This is a genomic window from Bradyrhizobium sp. 23 (genome assembly GCF_023073295.1).
Taxonomy (GTDB): Bacteria; Pseudomonadota; Alphaproteobacteria; order Rhizobiales; family Xanthobacteraceae; genus Bradyrhizobium; species Bradyrhizobium canariense_D.
In genome coordinates this window covers 120,928-137,900 of the sequence record NZ_JADPJF010000070.1, presented here as the reverse complement: position 1 = coordinate 137,900, position 16,973 = coordinate 120,928, and the positions used below count along the sequence as shown (strand labels likewise).

Below are 16,973 nucleotides of genomic sequence, written 5' to 3'. Positions count from 1 at the left end.
GAGTGAGACCATGAAACTATCCGGCAAGGTCGCCGCCATCACCGGCGCGGCGCGCGGTATCGGCAAGGCTTGCGCAAAGCGATTCCTGGACGACGGCGTCAAGGTCGTCATCTCGGATGTCGATGCCGAGGGCTTGGCCGCGACGGCCGCCGAACTCGCGCGACCGGATGCCTTGCGCACTGTCGTCGGCAATGTCGCAAAGCGTGCCGATGTCGACCAGCTGGTCGCAACTGCCGCAAAAGAGTTCGGCCGGCTCGATATCATGGTCAACAATGCCGGCGTCGCTCGCAACCGGGACCTCCTGGAGATCTCCGAAGAGGAATTCGATGAAATCATCGGCATCAACCTGAAGGGCGCGTTCTTCGGCGTGCAGGCGGCGGCTAAGCAGATGATCGCGCAAGGCGGCGGCGGGGTCATCATCAACATGTCCTCGGTCAATGCACTGCTGGCAATCCCGGCGCTTGCGACCTACGCCATGTCCAAGGGCGGCATGAAGCAGCTCACCTCGGTCGCTGCCGTCGCACTCGCTCCGCACAATATTCGTGTCGTCGCGGTCGGGCCGGGCACGATTCTGACCGACATGGTGGCATCGTCCATCTACACCTCGGAAGATGCCCGCAAGACCGTGATGTCACGCACGCCGGCCGGCCGTGGCGGCGAGCCGAGCGAAGTTGCCTCCGTCGTCGCGTTTCTTGCGAGTGACGATGCGTCCTACATCACGGGGCAGACGATCTATCCAGATGGTGGGCGGTTGATTCTGAATTACACGGTGCCGGTGAAGTAGATCACTCCGCCGCAGCCGTCATCCCGTGACCCAGTCGTTTCGAAATGCCGCCCGCGCAATCGCGTAGCGCATGGGCGATCGGGCTGTCCCAGCGCGCGTCAAAACTGCCTTCCGGCCCCATCGCGGTGATTACCAGCGCGACATGGCCGGAATGGTCGAACACCGGCGCAGAGAATGCGTTGACGCCGGGCAGTGGGTCGCCGAGCGCGCGGGCGAGGCCGTGCTTGCGGACCTCTGTGAGCATCTCAGTGACCTTCGCGCCTTTCACAGCGCGCTTCGGATTATAGCCGACGCCGTAACGATCGAGGCCGCTTTCGAGTGCGGCGTTGATCGTCTTTTCCGGCAGGAAGGCCGCAAAGGCCCGGCCCGTGGCCGTCTCCAGCAGCGCCATCACCGAACCGGCGCGCATCACGATGTGAACGGGCTGGCCGGGTTCTTCGAGCTGCACCACGGTGGGGCCGTGCGTGCCCCAGACCGCGAGCGAGACCGCATGCCCGATCTGGCTTGCGAGCGCCGCGATCTTCGGTCCTGCGATGCGTACGCCGGACAGTCGGCGCAGGCTGATCAGGCCGAGCTCCAGCGCCAGTGCGCCGATCTCGTAACGGCCGGTGGTCTCGTCCTGCTCGATCAGGCCGATGCGGGAGAAGCTGGCGAGATAGGGATGCGCCTTGGCCGGCGTCATGCCGGCCTCGCGTGCAAGATCGCGCAGCATCATCGGCTCGCCGCTGCGGGCGAGGGCGCGGAGCAATTCGCCGCCGACCTCGATCGACTGGATGCCGCGGCTTTCTCTCTTCATGCGCTTCCTGGCGTGGCTTACGCCGCGTTGCGCTTGGCGGCGCTGTCGGCGAGGTGACGGCCGGCAATGTAGCCGAAGGTCAGCGCCGGCCCAAGCGTGATGCCGGCGCCCGGATAATTGCCGCCCATGATGCTCGCCATGTCGTTGCCGGCGGCATAGAGCCCGGGAATCACCCGTCCCTCCGCATCGAGCGCCCGCGCGTTCTCGTCGGTGACGATGCCGGCATAGGTGCCGAGATCGCCGACCACCATCTTGATGGCGTAGAACGGGCCGTTCTCGATCGGCGCGACGCAGGGGTTCGGGCCGTGCAGCGCATCGCCCTGGTAGCGGTTATAGGCCTTTGAGCCCTTGCCGAAGGCTGCGTCGTGTCCCTGTGGTGCGGTCGCATTGAACTGCTTGACGGTCTCGGTAAACGCGCTGGCATCGATACCCGCTTTTGCCGCGAGTGCCTCCAGTGTCTCGCCGCGCATGAGATATCCCGTCTTGAGGTGATGACCCAGCGGCATCGGGAACGGCGGCACGCAGCCGAGGCCGTATTTGCGCAGGGTCTGGTGATCGCAGACCAGGTACGCCGCGATCTCCTCGCCGGGTTTCGCCGCCTTGACCATGGCCTGGACGAAGTCGTGATAGGAATTGCCCTCGTTGGCAAAGCGCTTGCCGTCACGCATCACCGCGATCACGCCGGGTTTGGCGCGGTCGATGAAATGCGGCATCACGCCGTGTGAGCCGTCCTTGCGCTTGGTGACCGAGACCGGGACCCAGGCTGCCGCGTTCGGCAGCCTGTCCTCGACATGTCCGCCGGCGCGTTCTGCGAGCCGCAGCCCATCGCCGGTGTTGCCGGTCGGTCCCGGCGAAAAATGCTCGTTCCCGGTCGGCGCGTGCGGGAACATCTTCTTGCGCCGTTCGACATCATGCGGGAAACCGCCGCAGGCGAGCACGACGCCTTGTCTCGCACGAATGCGGACGTCGCGTCCGTCGCGGGCGACAATGGCGCCCGTGACAGTGCCGTTCTCGACAGTGAGCTCGCGCACCGGCGAGGACAGCCACATCGGTATCTTCAGGTCCTGGGCCGATTTTGCCAGGCGCCCGGCGAGCGCATTGCCGTTGGTCAGCGTCATGCCGCGGCCATAGCGCAGTACGTCCATCAGATGCCGCGACAGGCGCTTTGCGACATAGACCGCCGAGCTTAGGGACTTCGTCGCGCGCATGAAATGGACGATGTCTTTGCCGGATCCGAGCATCATGCCGAATACGGTCAGCTCGGGCAGGGGCATGCCGAGGGTCTTGATCTGGTCGCCGAGTTCGCGGCCGTCGAACGGGCGCGCCACCATCGAACGACCACCCTGGGCGCCGCCGGGCGCCTCGGCGTGGTAGTCCGGGAACACCAGCGGCATGTCGAAACGGAGCGCCGTCTTGCTGGTGAAAAAATCGATCGCCTCGGGCCCGGCGCTCAGGAATGCATCGACGCGCGCGGCGTCAAAGTTGTTGCCGGCTTCGTGCCGCAGGTAAGTCCGCGCCTGCTCCGGTGTCTCCTCGATGCCGTAGGCCTTGGCCAGCGAGGTACCGGGAATCCAGAGCCAGCCGCCGGAGCGGGCGGTGGTGCCTCCGAAGCGCGGCTCCTTCTCGACGATCAGCACGTCGAGGCCGCGATAGCGCGCGGTGATGGCGGCCGACATGCCGGAGCAGCCCGATCCGGCCACGAGCACATCGCACTCGTAAGTCTCGTTGCGCTCGTTGCCGGTCATGCAGGCCTCACTTCTTGAGCAACGGACATTTCGACTCAGAGACCGGGCGGAAGGCGTCCTCGCCCTTCACCGTCTTGATGATCTCCAAATAATCCCACGGTTCCTTGGACTGCTCGGGTGTTTTCACCTTGGCGAGATACATGTCGCGAATGACGCGGCCGTCCTCGCGCAAGCGTCCGCCATGAACGAATGTATCCTCGATCGGCAGCTCGCGCATCTTGGCCATCGCCTTGGCGGGATCATCGGTGCCGGCGGCCTTGATGGCCTTGAGATAATGCAGCACCGAGCCGTAGACGCCGGTCTGAATCATGGTCGGCATCACCTTGGTGCGCTCGTAGAATTTCCGCGACCATGCGCGGGTCGCCTCGTCCATGTTCCAGTACGAGGCCGTGGTCATGTAGGTACCCTGCGCGGATTTGAGGCCGATCGCGTGGACATCGGTGTCGAACATCAGGAGGCCGACCAGCTTCTGGCCACCCTGCACCAGGCCGAACTCGCCGGACTGCTTGATGGCATTGTCGGTGTCCTGGCCCGCATTGGCGAAAGCGACGACGTCCGATTTCGAGCTTTGCGCCTGGAGTGCAAAGGACGAGAAATCGGCCGTATTGGTGGGGTGCTTCACGCCGCCCAAAACCTTGCCGCCCATCTCGTTGATGAAGCGCGTGGCATCCTTCTCGAGCTGCTGCCCGAAGGCGTAGTCGGCCGTGATGAAGTACCAGGATTTTCCGCCTTCCTTGATCACGGCGGAGGCCGTCACCTTCGACAGCGCGTAGGTATCGTAGGTGAAGTGCACGGTGTTCGGGCTGCAAAGCTCGTCGGTCAGCGAACTCGCGCCGGGCCCGGAGAGCAGCGCAATCTTGTTGCGCTCGCGCACCATATTGTGGACGGCGATCGCGATGCCGGAATTGGGGATGTCGACGACGGCATCGACCTTGCCGTTGTCGAACCAGCCGCGCACAATCTGCACGCCAACATCGGTCTTCATCTGGTGATCGGCGCTGATGATCTCGATCGGCTTGCCGAGCACGGTGGGCCCGAATTCCTCCAAGGCCATTTTCGCGGCCTCCACGGAGCCCGGCCCGCTGTTGTCGCGGCCCCAGCTCGACAGATCCGTCAGCACGCCGATCCGCACGGCGTCGTCGGAGATTTGCGCGTTCGCAACGGTGGTCATGGCAGCCGAAGTCATGGCCGCGAGCATGGCGCAGGCCAAAAACCCTCTCATCGTCGTTCCCTCTCGTTTATGGGCGCGCTTGGCGCGGCCGGCTATTGTGGCAGCAAGTTAGATATTAGCAAATAAGTTTGTCAATGGAGAATAAAGGATCCGCGTCGTCTTGGCGAAGGCCGGGACCCATACCGCGTGATCTCTCGAAGTCGGGCGGTCGCAGTACCAGGGCGCCGGTCTTTGCCAAACTCCTCCCTGTGATTATGGGTCCCGGCCTTCGCCGGGACGACAGTGAGGAGGCAGTGGCGCGAAAATCTCGCATTCTGATCTTGGGAGAACTAACACTCCCGCAAGTTGCAACCGCCACAACGATTGGCCATCATGTCGCCCAGGAATCTTGGGGCGGATGGCAATGACGGCAGCATCGGGAGTCTCCACTGCGGCGGAGAAATCGACGACGGCGCATGTGGTGTGGGCAGCCGCGCTCGGCACCGCGATCGAGTGGTACGACTTCCTGATCTACGGCACGGCGGCGGCGCTCGTGCTGAACAAGCTGTTCTTCCCGAGTTTCGATCCCATGGTCGGCACGCTGGCGGCGTTCTCGACCTATGCGGTCGGCTTTGTCGCGCGGCCGATCGGCGGTGCGATCATCGGGCATTACGGCGACCGGCTCGGCCGCAAGAAGATGCTGGTCGCGACCATGTTCGCGATGGGACTGGGCACGTTCCTGATCGGTTGCCTGCCGACCTACAGCCAGATCGGCGTCTGGGCGCCAATCTTCCTCGTCATTTTGCGCTTCGTCCAGGGCATCGGGCTCGGTGGGGAGTGGAGCGGCGCGGTGGTCATGGTGGCCGAGCACGCCGGCAACCGCCGCGGCTTTTACGGCAGTCTGGTGCAGATCGGCTTCCCCGTCGGCGTCGCCGCGTCCACCGGCATTTTCGGTCTGATGACGCAGCTGCCCGAAGCGGACTTCCTGAGCTGGGGCTGGCGCGTGCCGTTTCTGATCAGCATCCTGCTCGTCGGTGTCGGCTTCATCGTGCGGCTGAAACTCGCGGAGACGCCGCACTTCAAGGAGGTGCTCGAGCGCAAGGAGGTGCTGGCGCAGCCGGTGCTGGAAGTCCTGCGCCGCGACTGGCGCAGCTTCCTGCTGGCGATCGGCATCACGGTGTCCGAAGTCGGGCTCGCTTATCTCCTCACTGTTTTCACCGTGGTCTATGCCACGACGCAGCTCGGCCTTCCGCGGCAGGTGATCCTCAACGCGGTGGTCTATGCCGCGCTCGTCGAGCTCGCGACGCTGCCGCTCGCAGGCTGGCTGTCCGACATCTTCGGCCGCAAAGCGCTGTATCTCGCCGGCGGCGTGTTCTCGGTGGCGCTGGCGTTTCCGTTGTTCTGGTTCCTCGACACCAGGGAGCCGGCGCTGATCACGCTCGCGCTCGTCGTGACGATGACACTGACGCATGCGCTGTTGTTCGGGCCGAAGGCGGCCTTCATGCCGGAGCTGTTCCGTACCCAGGTGCGCTATAGCGGCGCATCGCTGGGAGCCAACGTTGCCGCCGCGCTCAGTGGCGGCTTCTCGCCGCTGATTGCGACGGCACTGCTTGCATGGGCCGCCTCGTACTGGCCGGTGTCGGTGTATATCATCGCACTGTCGGTCATCACCATCATCGCAACGTTGATAGCGCCGGAGACCGCGCGGGACTCGCTCAAGTCCTGAGGGCCGCCTTCATCTTATGCGCGTTGCCAAAAGCCGGTGCAGCGGGGCGAATCATTAGCCGCGTTTATGCAGCGAATTTTTACTTCCAATTTTACTTCACGACCTCCCGCCCATAGCCTCCCTCGCAATTGATCACATCCGCAGCCGGTCAATGGCGACCGGTGCGCACGTTCATTGTAGCCAACGAGGGTTGCCATGCTTGACAGGGACAAGGGGACATCCACTGCCAATCCGGCGGGGACGAGCGACAAGTCTGCGAAAAAGCTGAGCAGGCGCACGCTGTTGAAGGGCGCCGCGGCGGTGGCCGGCGCGGCTGCAGGATCGGACGCGATCCGCGGATTCCCGACCATCTGGGCGCAGGAGATCAAGGACATCGAGCTGCGCCATGTCGGCGTGTCCTATTCGGTGGTGAAGGCGATCGGCGACCAGGCGGCCAAGGATCTCGGCTTCAAGGTGACGATGCAGAACCTCGACACTTCCGCCGCCATCAACCGCTTCATAAGCCAGCCAAATACGGTCGATATCGCCGATCTCGAGGGCTGGCAGGCCAAGCTCGCTGCCAAGCGCGGCGTGATCCAGGGCATCGAGGTCAAGAAGGTCAAGGAGTTCGACAACATCCTGCCGATCTTTACCAAGGGCGAGATCGACGGTCACAAGATCCCGCGCCAGGGCATCTCGCCCTACGAGGCCATGTATATCGCCAAGCCCGATTCGACCGATTTGAGCGACGGCGCGACCGAATGGGCGACCTTCCTGCCGCAGGTCTACAACGCCGACTCCATCGGCTATCGCCCCGACCTCGTCGGCCATGAAGTCACGGAATGGAAGGATCTGATCGATCCGAAATTCAAAGGCAAGGCCGCGATCCTCGACGTGCCCGCGATCGGCATCATGGACGCCGCGCTCTGCTTCGAAAGCGCCGGGCTGATCAAGTACGGAAACAAAGGCAACATGACCAAGGAGGAGATCGACTTCACCTGCAACAAGCTGATCGAGCTCAAGAAGCAGGGCCAGTTCCGCGCGACCTGGACCACCTTCGACCAGTCGGTGCAGCTGATGGCGGCGGGCGAAGTGGTCATCCAGTCGATGTGGTCGCCGGCGGTTGCCGCGGTACGCGTGAAGGAAATCCCCTGCGTCTACGCGCCGGTCAACATCAAGAACGGAAAGGAAGGCTATCGCGGCTGGTGCAACGGCATGGGCCTGATGAAACATCTCTCCGGCAAGAAGCTGGACGCGGCCTACGAATATCTCAACTGGTATCTGTCGGGCTGGCAGGGCGGTTTCGTCGCGCGCTACGGCTATTACAGCCCGGTCCCCTCGACTGCGAAGAAATTCCTCACGGCGGCCGAATGGGCATTCTGGTACGAGGGCCAGCCCGCGCCCGAGGTGGTCAACGACCCCTATGGCGTGCCGATGGAGAAGAGCGGCACCAAGCGTGACGGCGGCTCGTTCCTCGACCGCGTCAAGAACATCTCCTGCTGGAACACGCTGATGGACGAAGCCGCCTACATGAACAAGCGCTGGAACGACTTCAAGGTGGCCTGAAACCTGCTTTCCCTGACGTGAACGAAGCGCCGGCGCGGCGATGCGCCGGTGCCAAATGACCGACTTCGAGGCGTTTGCCGACATGCAGCCAAGTCTTAGTCCAGCTCAAACCCCACCACGCGCAAATCTCGCCGGCTGGCTCTACGTGTCGCCGCTCGTGCTGGTGCTTGTACCGTTCTTCGTGGCGCCGATCCTGGTCGTGCTGGCCGCGAGCTTCTTCGCCACCGACGGCTTCGGCGGGCTGACGCCGGGCTTCACGCTCGCAAGCTATGTCGAGGTGCTGCATTCGGCGCTGACGCTGAAGCTGTATCTGGCGACGATCAAGTTCACGTTGCTGACCTGGATCCTCACGCTGATCATCGGCTTCTTCGTCGCATACTTCCTGGTTTTCCACGTCCGCAACCAACTACTGGCGATTGGCCTGTTCCTGCTCTGCACGGTGCCGTTCTGGACCTCGAACATCATCCGGATGATTTCCTGGATTCCGCTGCTCGGCAAGGAAGGCCTGATCAACCAGGCGCTGCTGGGACTCGGTGTGATCCGCCAGCCGCTTGAGGTGCTGCTGTTCTCCGACCTTGCGGTGGTCATCGCCTATGTCCATCAGCTCACCATTTTCATGATCGTGCCGATCTTCAATTCCATGGCACGGATCGACAAGAAGCTGATCGAGGCCGCGATCGATGCCGGCGCCAGTCGTTTCGACATCATGCGGCTGATCGTGGTGCCGATGTCCAAGAGCGGCATCGCCCTCGGCACCATCTTCGTCGTCTCGATCGTGATGGGCGATTTCTTCGTGGTCAAGGTGATGTCCGGCGGCGGCTCGGCCTCTGTGGTCAGCGCCTTCTACGAGGATGTCGGCGTGCTGCAATATCCGACCGCGGCGGCGAGCGCAGTATTGCTGACGCTGGTGCTGGTCGCGATCGTCTCGCTGATCCTGCGCACGGTCGACATCAGGCAGGAGATCACGCGATGAGTGCGGTTCTCGCCGACATGCCCAAGGCTGATGTGTCAAAGGCGATCGCGCCGGTGACAAAGGCGATTGCGCCGAGCAAGGGCGGTCGGCCGTGGACGTTCTATGTTCTGGCGACACTGTTCGCGTTCTATGTGATTGCGCTGTACGGCCCGATGTTCTGTATCTACGTCCTGTCGTTCCAGGACATCCGTGGCGGCCTCGTGTTCCCGATGAAGGGCACTTCGCTGCACTGGTTCGTCGATCTCTTCACCCAAGTGCGGACCGGCGACGTCAAGGGCTCGTTCGATCGTTCGATCAAGCTCGCGATCATCGTCACTATCATCACGGTGGTGGTGTCGTTCCTGGCCGGGCTCGGTTTTCGCAAGCGCTTTCGCGGCGACACCGTCGTGTTCTACATGATGATCGGCAGCCTGGTCGCACCGGGACTCGTGCTCGGCCTCGGTACCGGTCTGTTGTTCCAGGCCCTCGGCCTCAATGCGAGCTGGTACACCTCGGCGCTCGGCGCGCAACTGTCATGGACGCTGCCGTTCGGCGTGCTCGTGATGTTCGCGGTGATGTCGCGCTTCAACCACGTCTGGGAGGAGGCGGCCTACGACCTCGGCGCCAGCCGTTGGCAGTCGATCCGGCTGGTGATGATCCCGGTGCTGGCACCCGGCCTGGTGGCGGTCGCGCTGTTCGGCTTCACGCTCTCCTACGACGAGTTCGCCCGCAGCCTCCAGACCGCGGGCTCGCTCAACACGCTGCCGCTGGAGATCTGGAGCATGACGCTGAACGTCACCTCGCCTTCGCTCTATGCGCTCGGCACCGTGACCACCATCGTCTCCTTCATTGTCATCGGCGCGAGCCTGGGCAGCATCGTGCTGATCCAGAAGAAGCGCGGCAGCAGCACAAAGGGTTGAGCTGGGAAATGAAGAGCGATCGCGGCGATATCGAACTGGCTGGCGTCTGCAAGAGCTTTGACGGAGTCGGCAATGTGGTCGACGGCGTCAACCTCAAGATCGCCGACGGCGCCTATTGCTGCTTCATCGGCCCCTCCGGCTGCGGCAAGACCACGATACTGCGCATGATCGCCGGCCACGAGGACCCGACCGCCGGCGAGATCGTGATCGGCGGCCAGAACGTCGTCGGGCTCGCGCCGGTGCAGCGGCGCACCGCGATGATGTTTCAGTCCTACGCGTTGTTCCCGCATCTCACCGTGCGCGAGAACATCGCCTTTGCGCTCCGCGTGCGCGGCATGTCGAAGGCCGATCGCCTGCGCGCTGCCGATGCCATGATCGAGAAGGTGCATCTGACGCAATTCGCCGACCGCCTTCCAGCGCAGCTCTCCGGCGGCCAGCAGCAGCGCGTGGCGCTGGCGCGTGCCGCGATCACCGAGCCGAGGGTCCTGTTGCTCGACGAGCCGCTGTCCGCCCTCGACGAGCAGCTCCGCGTGCAGATGCGCCAGGAGCTCAGGCGAATGCAGCAGGAGCTCGGCATCACCTTCGTCCACGTGACCCACACCCAGCTCGAGGCGATCGCGCTTGCCGATCTGGTGGTGGTGATGGAGCAAGGCAGAATCAAGCAGGCGGGCGCGGCACGCGATGTCTACGCCCATCCGCATGATCGTTACGTCGCCGAGTTCATGGGCGGGCAGAACGTGCTGTCGGGACGGGTCGAGAAGGTCAACGGTTCGACCTTTACGCTCGCACAGGCCGCGCCTGATGGCATCGAGGTCCCGCTTCAGGCGCGGTCCACGGTCAGCGTCGGCGACAAGATCGACATCGCCGTGCGCCGCGACGATGTCGCGCTGGTCCGGCCGGGCAGGGCGCTGCCGCCGGGCTGCTCCACCTCGCTGCCGAGTCGCGTGCTCGCGATCGAATACCAGGGCTATTTCGTCAAGGTCATGCTCGACACCGTGCCGGACGACGCGTTCGTGGCCTACGTGCCGGAAAAGACTTTCTTCGCGGATCCCTTCACCGTCGGCGATGTCGTGATGGCCACATGGGCCACCGGCAGCGCGCTTCCACTCGCCTAAAGACCCGTCGCGCACAGGAGTATGATCGTGCAGATATCCTTCACACTCAACGGACGGCCGACAACTGTGGATGTCGAACCGGCGACGCTGGTCGCCGAGCTGCTGCGCGAGCGGCTCAACCTCACCGGCACCCATATCGGCTGTGACACCAGCCAGTGCGGCGCCTGTGTCGTGCACCTCGACGGCCTGCCGGTGAAGAGCTGTACGCTGCTTGCGCCCGCGCTCGACGGTGCGACGCTGCTCACCATCGAGGGCCTGCAAGGTGCGCCGGGTTCGAACCGGCTGCATCCGATGCAAGAGGCATTTCGCGAGCATCACGGTCTGCAATGCGGCTTTTGCACACCCGGCATGCTGATGACGGCGGTGGCGCTCGCGGCCGAGAAGCCGAACCTGACGGAGGCCGACGTCCGTCACGGCCTCGAAGGCAATATCTGCCGCTGCACCGGCTATCAGAACATCGTCATCTCGGTCATGGCAGGCGCCGCCGCCATGAACGCGGCCAAGGGAGAGTGACCATGGGCCATGTGATCGGGATCGGCGCTTCACCTAAACGGAAAGAGGACCAGCGCTTCCTCACCGGACGCGGCAATTACGTCTCCGACATCAAGCGTCGGGGCATGACGGCGGGTGTGTTCGTGCGCTCGCCGCACGGACACGCAATCCTGCGCGGCATCGACAAGAGTGCGGCGCTGGCATCGCCCGGCGTCATCGCGGTGCTGACCGGCGAGGATGCCGCCGCGGACAAGCTGGGCTCGCTGCCCTGCGGCTGGGGTATCTCGGATGCCAAGGGCGTGCCGATGAAGGAGCCGCCGTTCCCGATGCTGGCGCAGGGCAAGGTGCGCTTCGTCGGCGACATGGTGGCTTTCGTCGTCGCGGAGACGCCGGCGCAGGCCGGCGCGGCAGCCGAGCTGCTGGCGGTCGACTACGAGGTGCTGCCCTCGGTGGTCGGCGTGCTCGAAGCCGTGCGGCCTGGCGCGCCGCAACTGTTCGACGACGTGCCGAACAACATCTGTTGCGATTGGGAGCTCGGCGACAAGGCCGCGGTCGAGACCGCCTTCCGGAAGGCGGCCCATGTCGCAAAGCTCAGCCTCGTCAACAACCGGCTGATCGGCAACCCGATGGAGCCGCGCGCGGCGATCGCCGAATACGAGCCCGGCACGGATCGCTTCACGCTGTGGACCACCAGCCAGTTCCCGCATGTCGTGCGCTTCTTGATGGGCGCGCTGGTGCTGAACATTCCGCAGCACAAGCTGCGCGTGGTCGCGCCCGATGTCGGCGGCGGCTTCGGCGTCAAGCAGTTCCACTACGGCGAAGAGGCCGTGATCACCTGGGCCGCCAAGCGCGTGATGCGGCCGATCAAATGGGTCGCGAGCCGGTCGGAAGGCTACGTCTCCGATCGCCACGGCCGCGATCACGTCACCGAGGCCGAACTCGCACTGGACGAGACCGGAACGTTTCTGGCCTTCCGTGTCAACACGCTCGCCAATATGGGCGGCTATCTCTCGACCTTCGGACCGAACATCCCGACCAATCTCTACGGACCGTTGCTCGGTGGCGTCTACACCACGCCGGCAATCTACTGCAACGTGAAGGTGGTGTTCACCAACACCGTTCCGGTCGACGCCTATCGCGGCGCAGGCCGGCCCGAGGCGACTTTCGTGTTGGAGCGCATCGTCGACGTCGCAGCCAGCGAGATGGGCATCGACCGCGTCGAGATCCGCCGACGCAACATGATCCCAAAGGAGGCTTATCCGTACCAGACGCCGGTGCTGGTGCAGTACGATTCCGGCGATCCGATGGGGTGTCTCGACGGCGCTCTTGTCGCGGCCGACGTCAAGAATTTCGGTATCCGCAAGGCGGAGTCGGCGCGCAGGGGCAAATTCCGCGGGCTCGGCTACTCGACCTATGTCGAGGCCTGCGGCCTCGCGCCGTCGCGCTTCGCGGGACGATTGGGCGCGCGTGGCGGGCTTTATGAGAGTGCCACGGTGCGGGTGCATCCGACCGGCCAGGTCACGGTGATGATCGGCACGCATAATCACGGCCAGGGCCACGAGACGACGTTCGCGCAGATCGTCTCAGAAAAACTCGGCGTCGCTTTTGACAATGTCGACATCGTGTTCGGCGATACCGATCGCGTGCAGTTTGGCATGGGTACCTATGGCTCGCGATCGCTGGTGGTCGGCGGCGCGGCGCTGTCGAAGGCGACGGACAAGGTGGTCGCGAAAGGCAAGAAGATCGCGGCGCATCTGCTTGAAGCGGCCGAAGTGGATATCCAGTTCGAGGCCGGAAAATTCTCGGTCGCGGGCACCGACCGCATGAGGACGTTCGAGGAGATCGCGGGCGCCGCCTACGTGCCGCACGACTATCCGCTCGAAGTGCTGGAGCCGGGGCTCGAAGAGCAGGCTTATTATGATCCCGTCAACTTCACCTATCCCGGCGGCTGCCACATTGCCGAGGTCGAGATCGACCCGGAGACCGGCACGGTGACGCTGGTCAATTACACCGCGGTGGACGACGTCGGCACTGTCATCAACCCGATGATCGTGGAGGGCCAGTTGCACGGCGGCATCGTGCAGGGCGTCGGTCAGGCGCTGTACGAGAACGCGGTCTATGACGAGGGCTCGGGCCAGCTGCTATCGGGCTCGCTGATGGACTATTGCATGCCGCGCGCCGACCACATGCCGATGATGAACATCGCGACCCATTCGACGCTGTGTACGCACACGCCGATGGGCGTGAAGGGCTGCGGCGAGGTCGGCACCATCGGTTCGCCGGCCGCCGTCATCAACGCGGTGGTCGATGCGCTGTCGCATCTCGGCGTCACCCATGTCGACATGCCGGCAACGCCGAACCGGATCTGGCGCCTGCTGCAGAACGCGTCGCTGCCGGTCGCTGCGGAATAGGGAGGATGACAATGAAGCCGTTTGCCTATCACCAGCCGGACCGGATTCCCGACGCTGCCAAACTGCTGACCTCGATCGAAGACAGCAAGCTCCTCGCCGGCGGCATGACGCTGATCCCGACGCTGAAGCAGCGGCTCGCCAGTCCGCCAGCCCTAGTCGACCTGTCGAGGCTCGGAGATCTGAAGGGCATCACCAACGACGGCGGCACCATCACCATCGGTGCAATGACGCCACATGGCATGGTAGCAGCCTCGAAGCTGGTGCAGACGAAGATCCCGGGTCTCGCCGCGCTGGCCTCGATGATCGGCGATCCCGCCGTACGCATCCGCGGCACTATCGGTGGCTCCGTCGCGAACAACGATCCGTCGGCCGATTATCCGGCAGGTGTGCTCGGATTGGGCGCGACCGTCGTCACCAGCACGCGCGAGATCGCGGCCGACGGGTTCTTCCGTGGTCTGTTCGAGACCGCGCTTGAACCTGGCGAGATCATCACGGCGATCCGCTTTCCCGTGCCGCTCAGGGCGGGCTACGCCAAGTTCAAGGCGCCGGCGTCGCGCTATGCGCTGGTCGGCGTGTTCGTCGCGAAATTCGCCGATGGTGTTCGCGTGGCCGTGACCGGCGCGGGCTCCGGCGTATTCCGCGTTCCCCCGATGGAAGAAGCACTGTCGCGAAATTTCGATCCGTCCGCGATCGCGGCGATCAGGATCGACACCGACGGTCTCACCTCCGATATCCACGCCGAAGCCGACTACCGTGCACATCTCGTCACGGTCATGGCCAAGCGCGCCGTCGACGCGGCGCTCAGCTAGCTCTTTTAGGGTTGATGATGACTGATGGTTCCGGCCGAACGGCCTTCCCGCCGGTGCCGACTGGCCTTGGCTCGCTTTCCGCAACCGAGATCCTGGCCGGCTACCGGCGCAAGGCGTTCACTCCGCGCGATGTCGTCGACGACACCATTGCCGCACTGGAGGCGACGAACGAGGCCTGCAACGCGGTGGTGACGCCGATGTACGGGCAGGCGAGGGCGGAGGCCGACCGTCTCACCAGGGAGATGCGCGCCGGCGAGACCAAGGGAGCGCTCGCCGGTGTCCCCGTCACGATCAAGGACCTGGTCTTTGTCGCGGGCGTGCCGGCCTATGGCGGCTCACCGATGAACAAGGCGTTCGTGCCCGATGTCGACGCGGCGGTTGTCTCAGCGCTGAAGGAAGCGGGTGCGATCGTCACCTGCAAGACCACGACCTGCGAGTCCGGTTACAAGTTGACGGCGGACAGCCCGGTCACCGGCACCACGCGCAATCCCTGGAACCCGGGTCGCACCAGTGGCGGATCGAGCGGCGGCGCGGCGGCGGGCGTTGCCGCCGGCTGCGGTCCGATCGCGATCGGAACCGATGGGGTCGGCTCGATCCGCGTGCCCTCGTCCTTCTGCGGTGTGTTTGGCCTGAAGCCGACCTTTGGCCTGGTGCCCCGTTCGCCCGGCTTCTCGCCACCGTCCTGGGGCTCGCTCGCGCATACCGGGCCGATTACGCGCACGGTCGCGGATGCCGCGCTGACGCTGGAGATCATCGCTGCTTACGATCTGCGCGATCCCGCGAGCCTGCCGGTGGCGGCGCGTCGGTTCGATACGAAGGCCGCGCCGTTGAACGGCATTCGCATCGGCGCCAGCGCCGATCTCGGCTACGCCGCGGTCAGCCCCGATGTGCGCGCGGCGTTCGGCAAGGCGCTGGCCATTCTCGATGCCTGCGGCGCGCAGGTCACCATGGATGGTCCGGGCCTCGATCCCGGGATCCTGGAGCACACGCTGAAGCCGATCGCCTTTACCGAACAGGCGGGCGCGGTCTCGAGCAAGAGCCCGGCCGATCTCGCCAGCTCCGAAGCAGATTATCTTGACGTCATCAGTGCCGGCAGGCGCTACAGCGGCACGGACTATATCGAAGCAGGGTATCGCCGCGCCCAGGCTCGCAGCAGCTTCCTGAAGCTGTTCGAGCGCGTCGATGCGCTGGTGACGCCGACCGTCGCGGTGACCGCGTTCGAGGCCGGCCGCCTCGGCGTCGACACGATCGACGGCGGCAATGTCGATCCGCATCTCGGCTGGTCGCCCTTCACCTGGCCGATCAATCTCGCCGGCCTTCCGGCCGCGACGCTGCCCTGCGGCTTCGATCGCGATGGGCTGCCGATCGGCTTGCAGATCGTCGCTCCCTGGCTCGACGAGCCCACGATCTTCCGCATCGCCGCTGCGTTCGAAGCGGCCCAGCCATGGGCGGCGTTCTGGCCGCAGCTGGCGTTGCGCGAACCGGATCGTGCCCGCGCGAAGGCGTGAGCCGAACCCGGCCTGGAGCGGGCCGGCCGCGTCCTCCCGGTCGGCCTCTGCGTCCGAAAAATTTTTCGAGGGGCCCTCTTGAAGTCGACTTGCGTTCTTCTAAATCATTTTCGCCGCGAGAGCGGTGTGCCGGGTGCCCGCGAGGGGCCCGGAGCGGGCGCCGGGCCGGTGTCTTTGGACCCGTCTAAAACCCTGTCCTGCGCTCTTTCGTATCCATCTTGCTCTTTGGAGGACTTGGTTATGAGGACCACGTTTGACTTCGCGCCCCTGTGGCGCTCCACCGTCGGCTTCGATCATCTGGCCGGTCTCGTCGACAGCGCGCTGCGCCAGGCGAGCGAAGACAACTATCCCCCCCTATAACATCGAACGCTCCGGCGAAGATCACTACCGGATCAGCCTCGCTGTGGCGGGCTTTGGCGTCAACGATATCACGGTGACGGCCGAACAGAATGCGCTGACCGTCGAGGGCAAGAAGCCCGAAGGTGCGACGGGCGAATATCTGTACCAGGGTATCGCCGCACGGCCGTTCCGGCGCGTGTTCAACCTGGCCGATTATGTCCAGGTGAAGCAGGCGTCCTTCCAGGACGGCCTCTTGATCATCGACCTCGTCCGTGAGGTTCCGGAAGCGATGAAGCCGCGCCGGATCCAGATCGCGGGCGCGGCCTCTCCTGCAACTCAGATCGAGCAGAAGAAAGCAGCCTAAGCGCTCGATCGAGGGGAATGGTGGAACGCGGCGCTCAGATATGCGCGCCGCGCTCCCACATGCATGAGAGAACGGCCATTCGATCATCAGCACATCCATCCCTTCGAAAGGAGCGTCAGGGGAGGCCCAACCGATGACAAACGTGAATACGAATTCCGGAAATCTCAACCCGCTGTTTCATCCCGCGGTTCACTACGGTTCGCCCGCGGATGTCCTGAATGCAAAGGAGCTCTCCACGCCGGAGAAGCGGATATTCTGTCGTCATGGGCGTCCGACATGTACGCCGTCGAATCCTGTCCCGCTTTGCGTGAAATTCC

13 protein-coding genes and 2 pseudogenes are annotated in these 16,973 nt (G+C 64.3%); 12 read left to right on the top strand and 3 right to left on the bottom strand.

Annotated elements, in window-relative coordinates; all coding sequences use genetic code 11:
* Positions 1–10 precede the first annotated feature (10 nt).
* Positions 11–784 (top strand): SDR family oxidoreductase, encoded by a 774-nt coding sequence (locus tag IVB32_RS18460; protein WP_085351929.1) that lies wholly within the window; start codon positions 11–13, stop codon positions 782–784.
* Position 785: 1 nt separating this feature from the next.
* Here IVB32_RS18460 and IVB32_RS18455 read toward each other — a convergent pair whose 3' ends face one another.
* The 3 genes from IVB32_RS18455 to IVB32_RS18445 are packed head-to-tail and all read right to left on the bottom strand — an operon-like array spanning position 786 to position 4,547.
* Complete coding sequence (locus tag IVB32_RS18455) at positions 786–1,580, bottom strand: IclR family transcriptional regulator (protein ID WP_247370132.1); 795 nt, start codon at positions 1,578–1,580, stop codon at positions 786–788.
* Positions 1,581–1,597: 17 nt separating this feature from the next.
* Positions 1,598–3,325, bottom strand: coding sequence for an FAD-dependent oxidoreductase (locus tag IVB32_RS18450; protein WP_247370134.1), 1,728 nt, complete (start codon positions 3,323–3,325; stop codon positions 1,598–1,600).
* Positions 3,326–3,332: 7 nt separating this feature from the next.
* Entirely contained in the window at positions 3,333–4,547 is a 1,215-nt protein-coding gene (locus tag IVB32_RS18445; protein WP_085351926.1) for an ABC transporter substrate-binding protein, read from the bottom strand.
* Between the two features lie 352 nt (positions 4,548–4,899).
* Here IVB32_RS18445 and IVB32_RS18440 point away from each other — a divergent pair, with 352 nt between their 5' ends.
* The 11 genes and pseudogenes from IVB32_RS18440 to IVB32_RS18390 form a co-directional block, all read left to right on the top strand.
* On the top strand, positions 4,900–6,201 hold the full coding sequence (locus IVB32_RS18440) for an MFS transporter (RefSeq protein ID WP_247370136.1): 1,302 nt from the start codon (positions 4,900–4,902) through the stop codon (positions 6,199–6,201).
* Positions 6,202–6,396: 195 nt separating this feature from the next.
* Positions 6,397–7,746 carry an extracellular solute-binding protein gene (locus tag IVB32_RS18435; RefSeq protein ID WP_247410887.1) on the top strand — a complete coding sequence of 450 codons (1,350 nt, stop codon included), beginning with the start codon at positions 6,397–6,399 and terminating at the stop codon, positions 7,744–7,746.
* 55 nt (positions 7,747–7,801) lie between these two features.
* Positions 7,802–8,719 (top strand): ABC transporter permease, encoded by a 918-nt coding sequence (locus IVB32_RS18430; RefSeq protein ID WP_204512142.1) that lies wholly within the window; start codon positions 7,802–7,804, stop codon positions 8,717–8,719.
* Positions 8,716–9,618: an ABC transporter permease gene (locus IVB32_RS18425; RefSeq protein ID WP_018454025.1), complete on the top strand. Its 903-nt coding sequence runs from the start codon at positions 8,716–8,718 to the stop codon at positions 9,616–9,618. The genes IVB32_RS18430 and IVB32_RS18425 overlap by 4 nt, the downstream gene beginning before the upstream one ends.
* 8 nt (positions 9,619–9,626) lie before the next feature.
* Entirely contained in the window at positions 9,627–10,733 is a 1,107-nt protein-coding gene (locus IVB32_RS18420) for an ABC transporter ATP-binding protein (RefSeq protein WP_085395710.1), read from the top strand.
* 21 nt (positions 10,734–10,754) lie between these two features.
* The gene (locus tag IVB32_RS18415; protein WP_018454027.1) at positions 10,755–11,246 is read left to right on the top strand and encodes a (2Fe-2S)-binding protein; all 492 of its coding nucleotides are present in this window, start codon (positions 10,755–10,757) and stop codon (positions 11,244–11,246) included.
* Between the two features lie 2 nt (positions 11,247–11,248).
* Positions 11,249–13,636, top strand: a complete 2,388-nt coding sequence (locus IVB32_RS18410) for a xanthine dehydrogenase family protein molybdopterin-binding subunit (protein WP_247370140.1) — start codon at positions 11,249–11,251, stop codon at positions 13,634–13,636.
* Between the two features lie 11 nt (positions 13,637–13,647).
* Positions 13,648–14,445, top strand: a complete 798-nt coding sequence (locus tag IVB32_RS18405) for a xanthine dehydrogenase family protein subunit M (RefSeq protein WP_247370142.1) — start codon at positions 13,648–13,650, stop codon at positions 14,443–14,445.
* Positions 14,446–14,462: 17 nt separating this feature from the next.
* Positions 14,463–15,953, top strand: coding sequence for an amidase family protein (locus IVB32_RS18400; protein ID WP_247370143.1), 1,491 nt, complete (start codon positions 14,463–14,465; stop codon positions 15,951–15,953).
* 240 nt (positions 15,954–16,193) lie between these two features.
* Positions 16,194–16,656, top strand: a pseudogene (locus IVB32_RS18395) (Hsp20 family protein).
* Between the two features lie 133 nt (positions 16,657–16,789).
* Positions 16,790–16,973 (top strand): annotated as a pseudogene (locus IVB32_RS18390) (hypothetical protein); the annotation flags it as partial.

Bases quoted from the DNA above. Each gene is read 5' to 3' on its own strand.
- IVB32_RS18460 (WP_085351929.1), top strand. From the start codon at position 11: ATGAAACTATCCGGCAAGGTCGCCGCCATCACCGGCGCGGCGCGCGGT.
- IVB32_RS18455 (WP_247370132.1), bottom strand. From the start codon at position 1,580: ATGAAGAGAGAAAGCCGCGGCATCCAGTCGATCGAGGTCGGCGGCGAA.
- IVB32_RS18450 (WP_247370134.1), bottom strand. From the start codon at position 3,325: ATGACCGGCAACGAGCGCAACGAGACTTACGAGTGCGATGTGCTCGTG.
- IVB32_RS18445 (WP_085351926.1), bottom strand. From the start codon at position 4,547: ATGAGAGGGTTTTTGGCCTGCGCCATGCTCGCGGCCATGACTTCGGCT.
- IVB32_RS18440 (WP_247370136.1), top strand. From the start codon at position 4,900: ATGACGGCAGCATCGGGAGTCTCCACTGCGGCGGAGAAATCGACGACG.
- IVB32_RS18435 (WP_247410887.1), top strand. From the start codon at position 6,397: ATGCTTGACAGGGACAAGGGGACATCCACTGCCAATCCGGCGGGGACG.
- IVB32_RS18430 (WP_204512142.1), top strand. From the start codon at position 7,802: ATGACCGACTTCGAGGCGTTTGCCGACATGCAGCCAAGTCTTAGTCCA.
- IVB32_RS18425 (WP_018454025.1), top strand. From the start codon at position 8,716: ATGAGTGCGGTTCTCGCCGACATGCCCAAGGCTGATGTGTCAAAGGCG.
- IVB32_RS18420 (WP_085395710.1), top strand. From the start codon at position 9,627: ATGAAGAGCGATCGCGGCGATATCGAACTGGCTGGCGTCTGCAAGAGC.
- IVB32_RS18415 (WP_018454027.1), top strand. From the start codon at position 10,755: ATGATCGTGCAGATATCCTTCACACTCAACGGACGGCCGACAACTGTG.
- IVB32_RS18410 (WP_247370140.1), top strand. From the start codon at position 11,249: ATGGGCCATGTGATCGGGATCGGCGCTTCACCTAAACGGAAAGAGGAC.
- IVB32_RS18405 (WP_247370142.1), top strand. From the start codon at position 13,648: ATGAAGCCGTTTGCCTATCACCAGCCGGACCGGATTCCCGACGCTGCC.
- IVB32_RS18400 (WP_247370143.1), top strand. From the start codon at position 14,463: ATGACTGATGGTTCCGGCCGAACGGCCTTCCCGCCGGTGCCGACTGGC.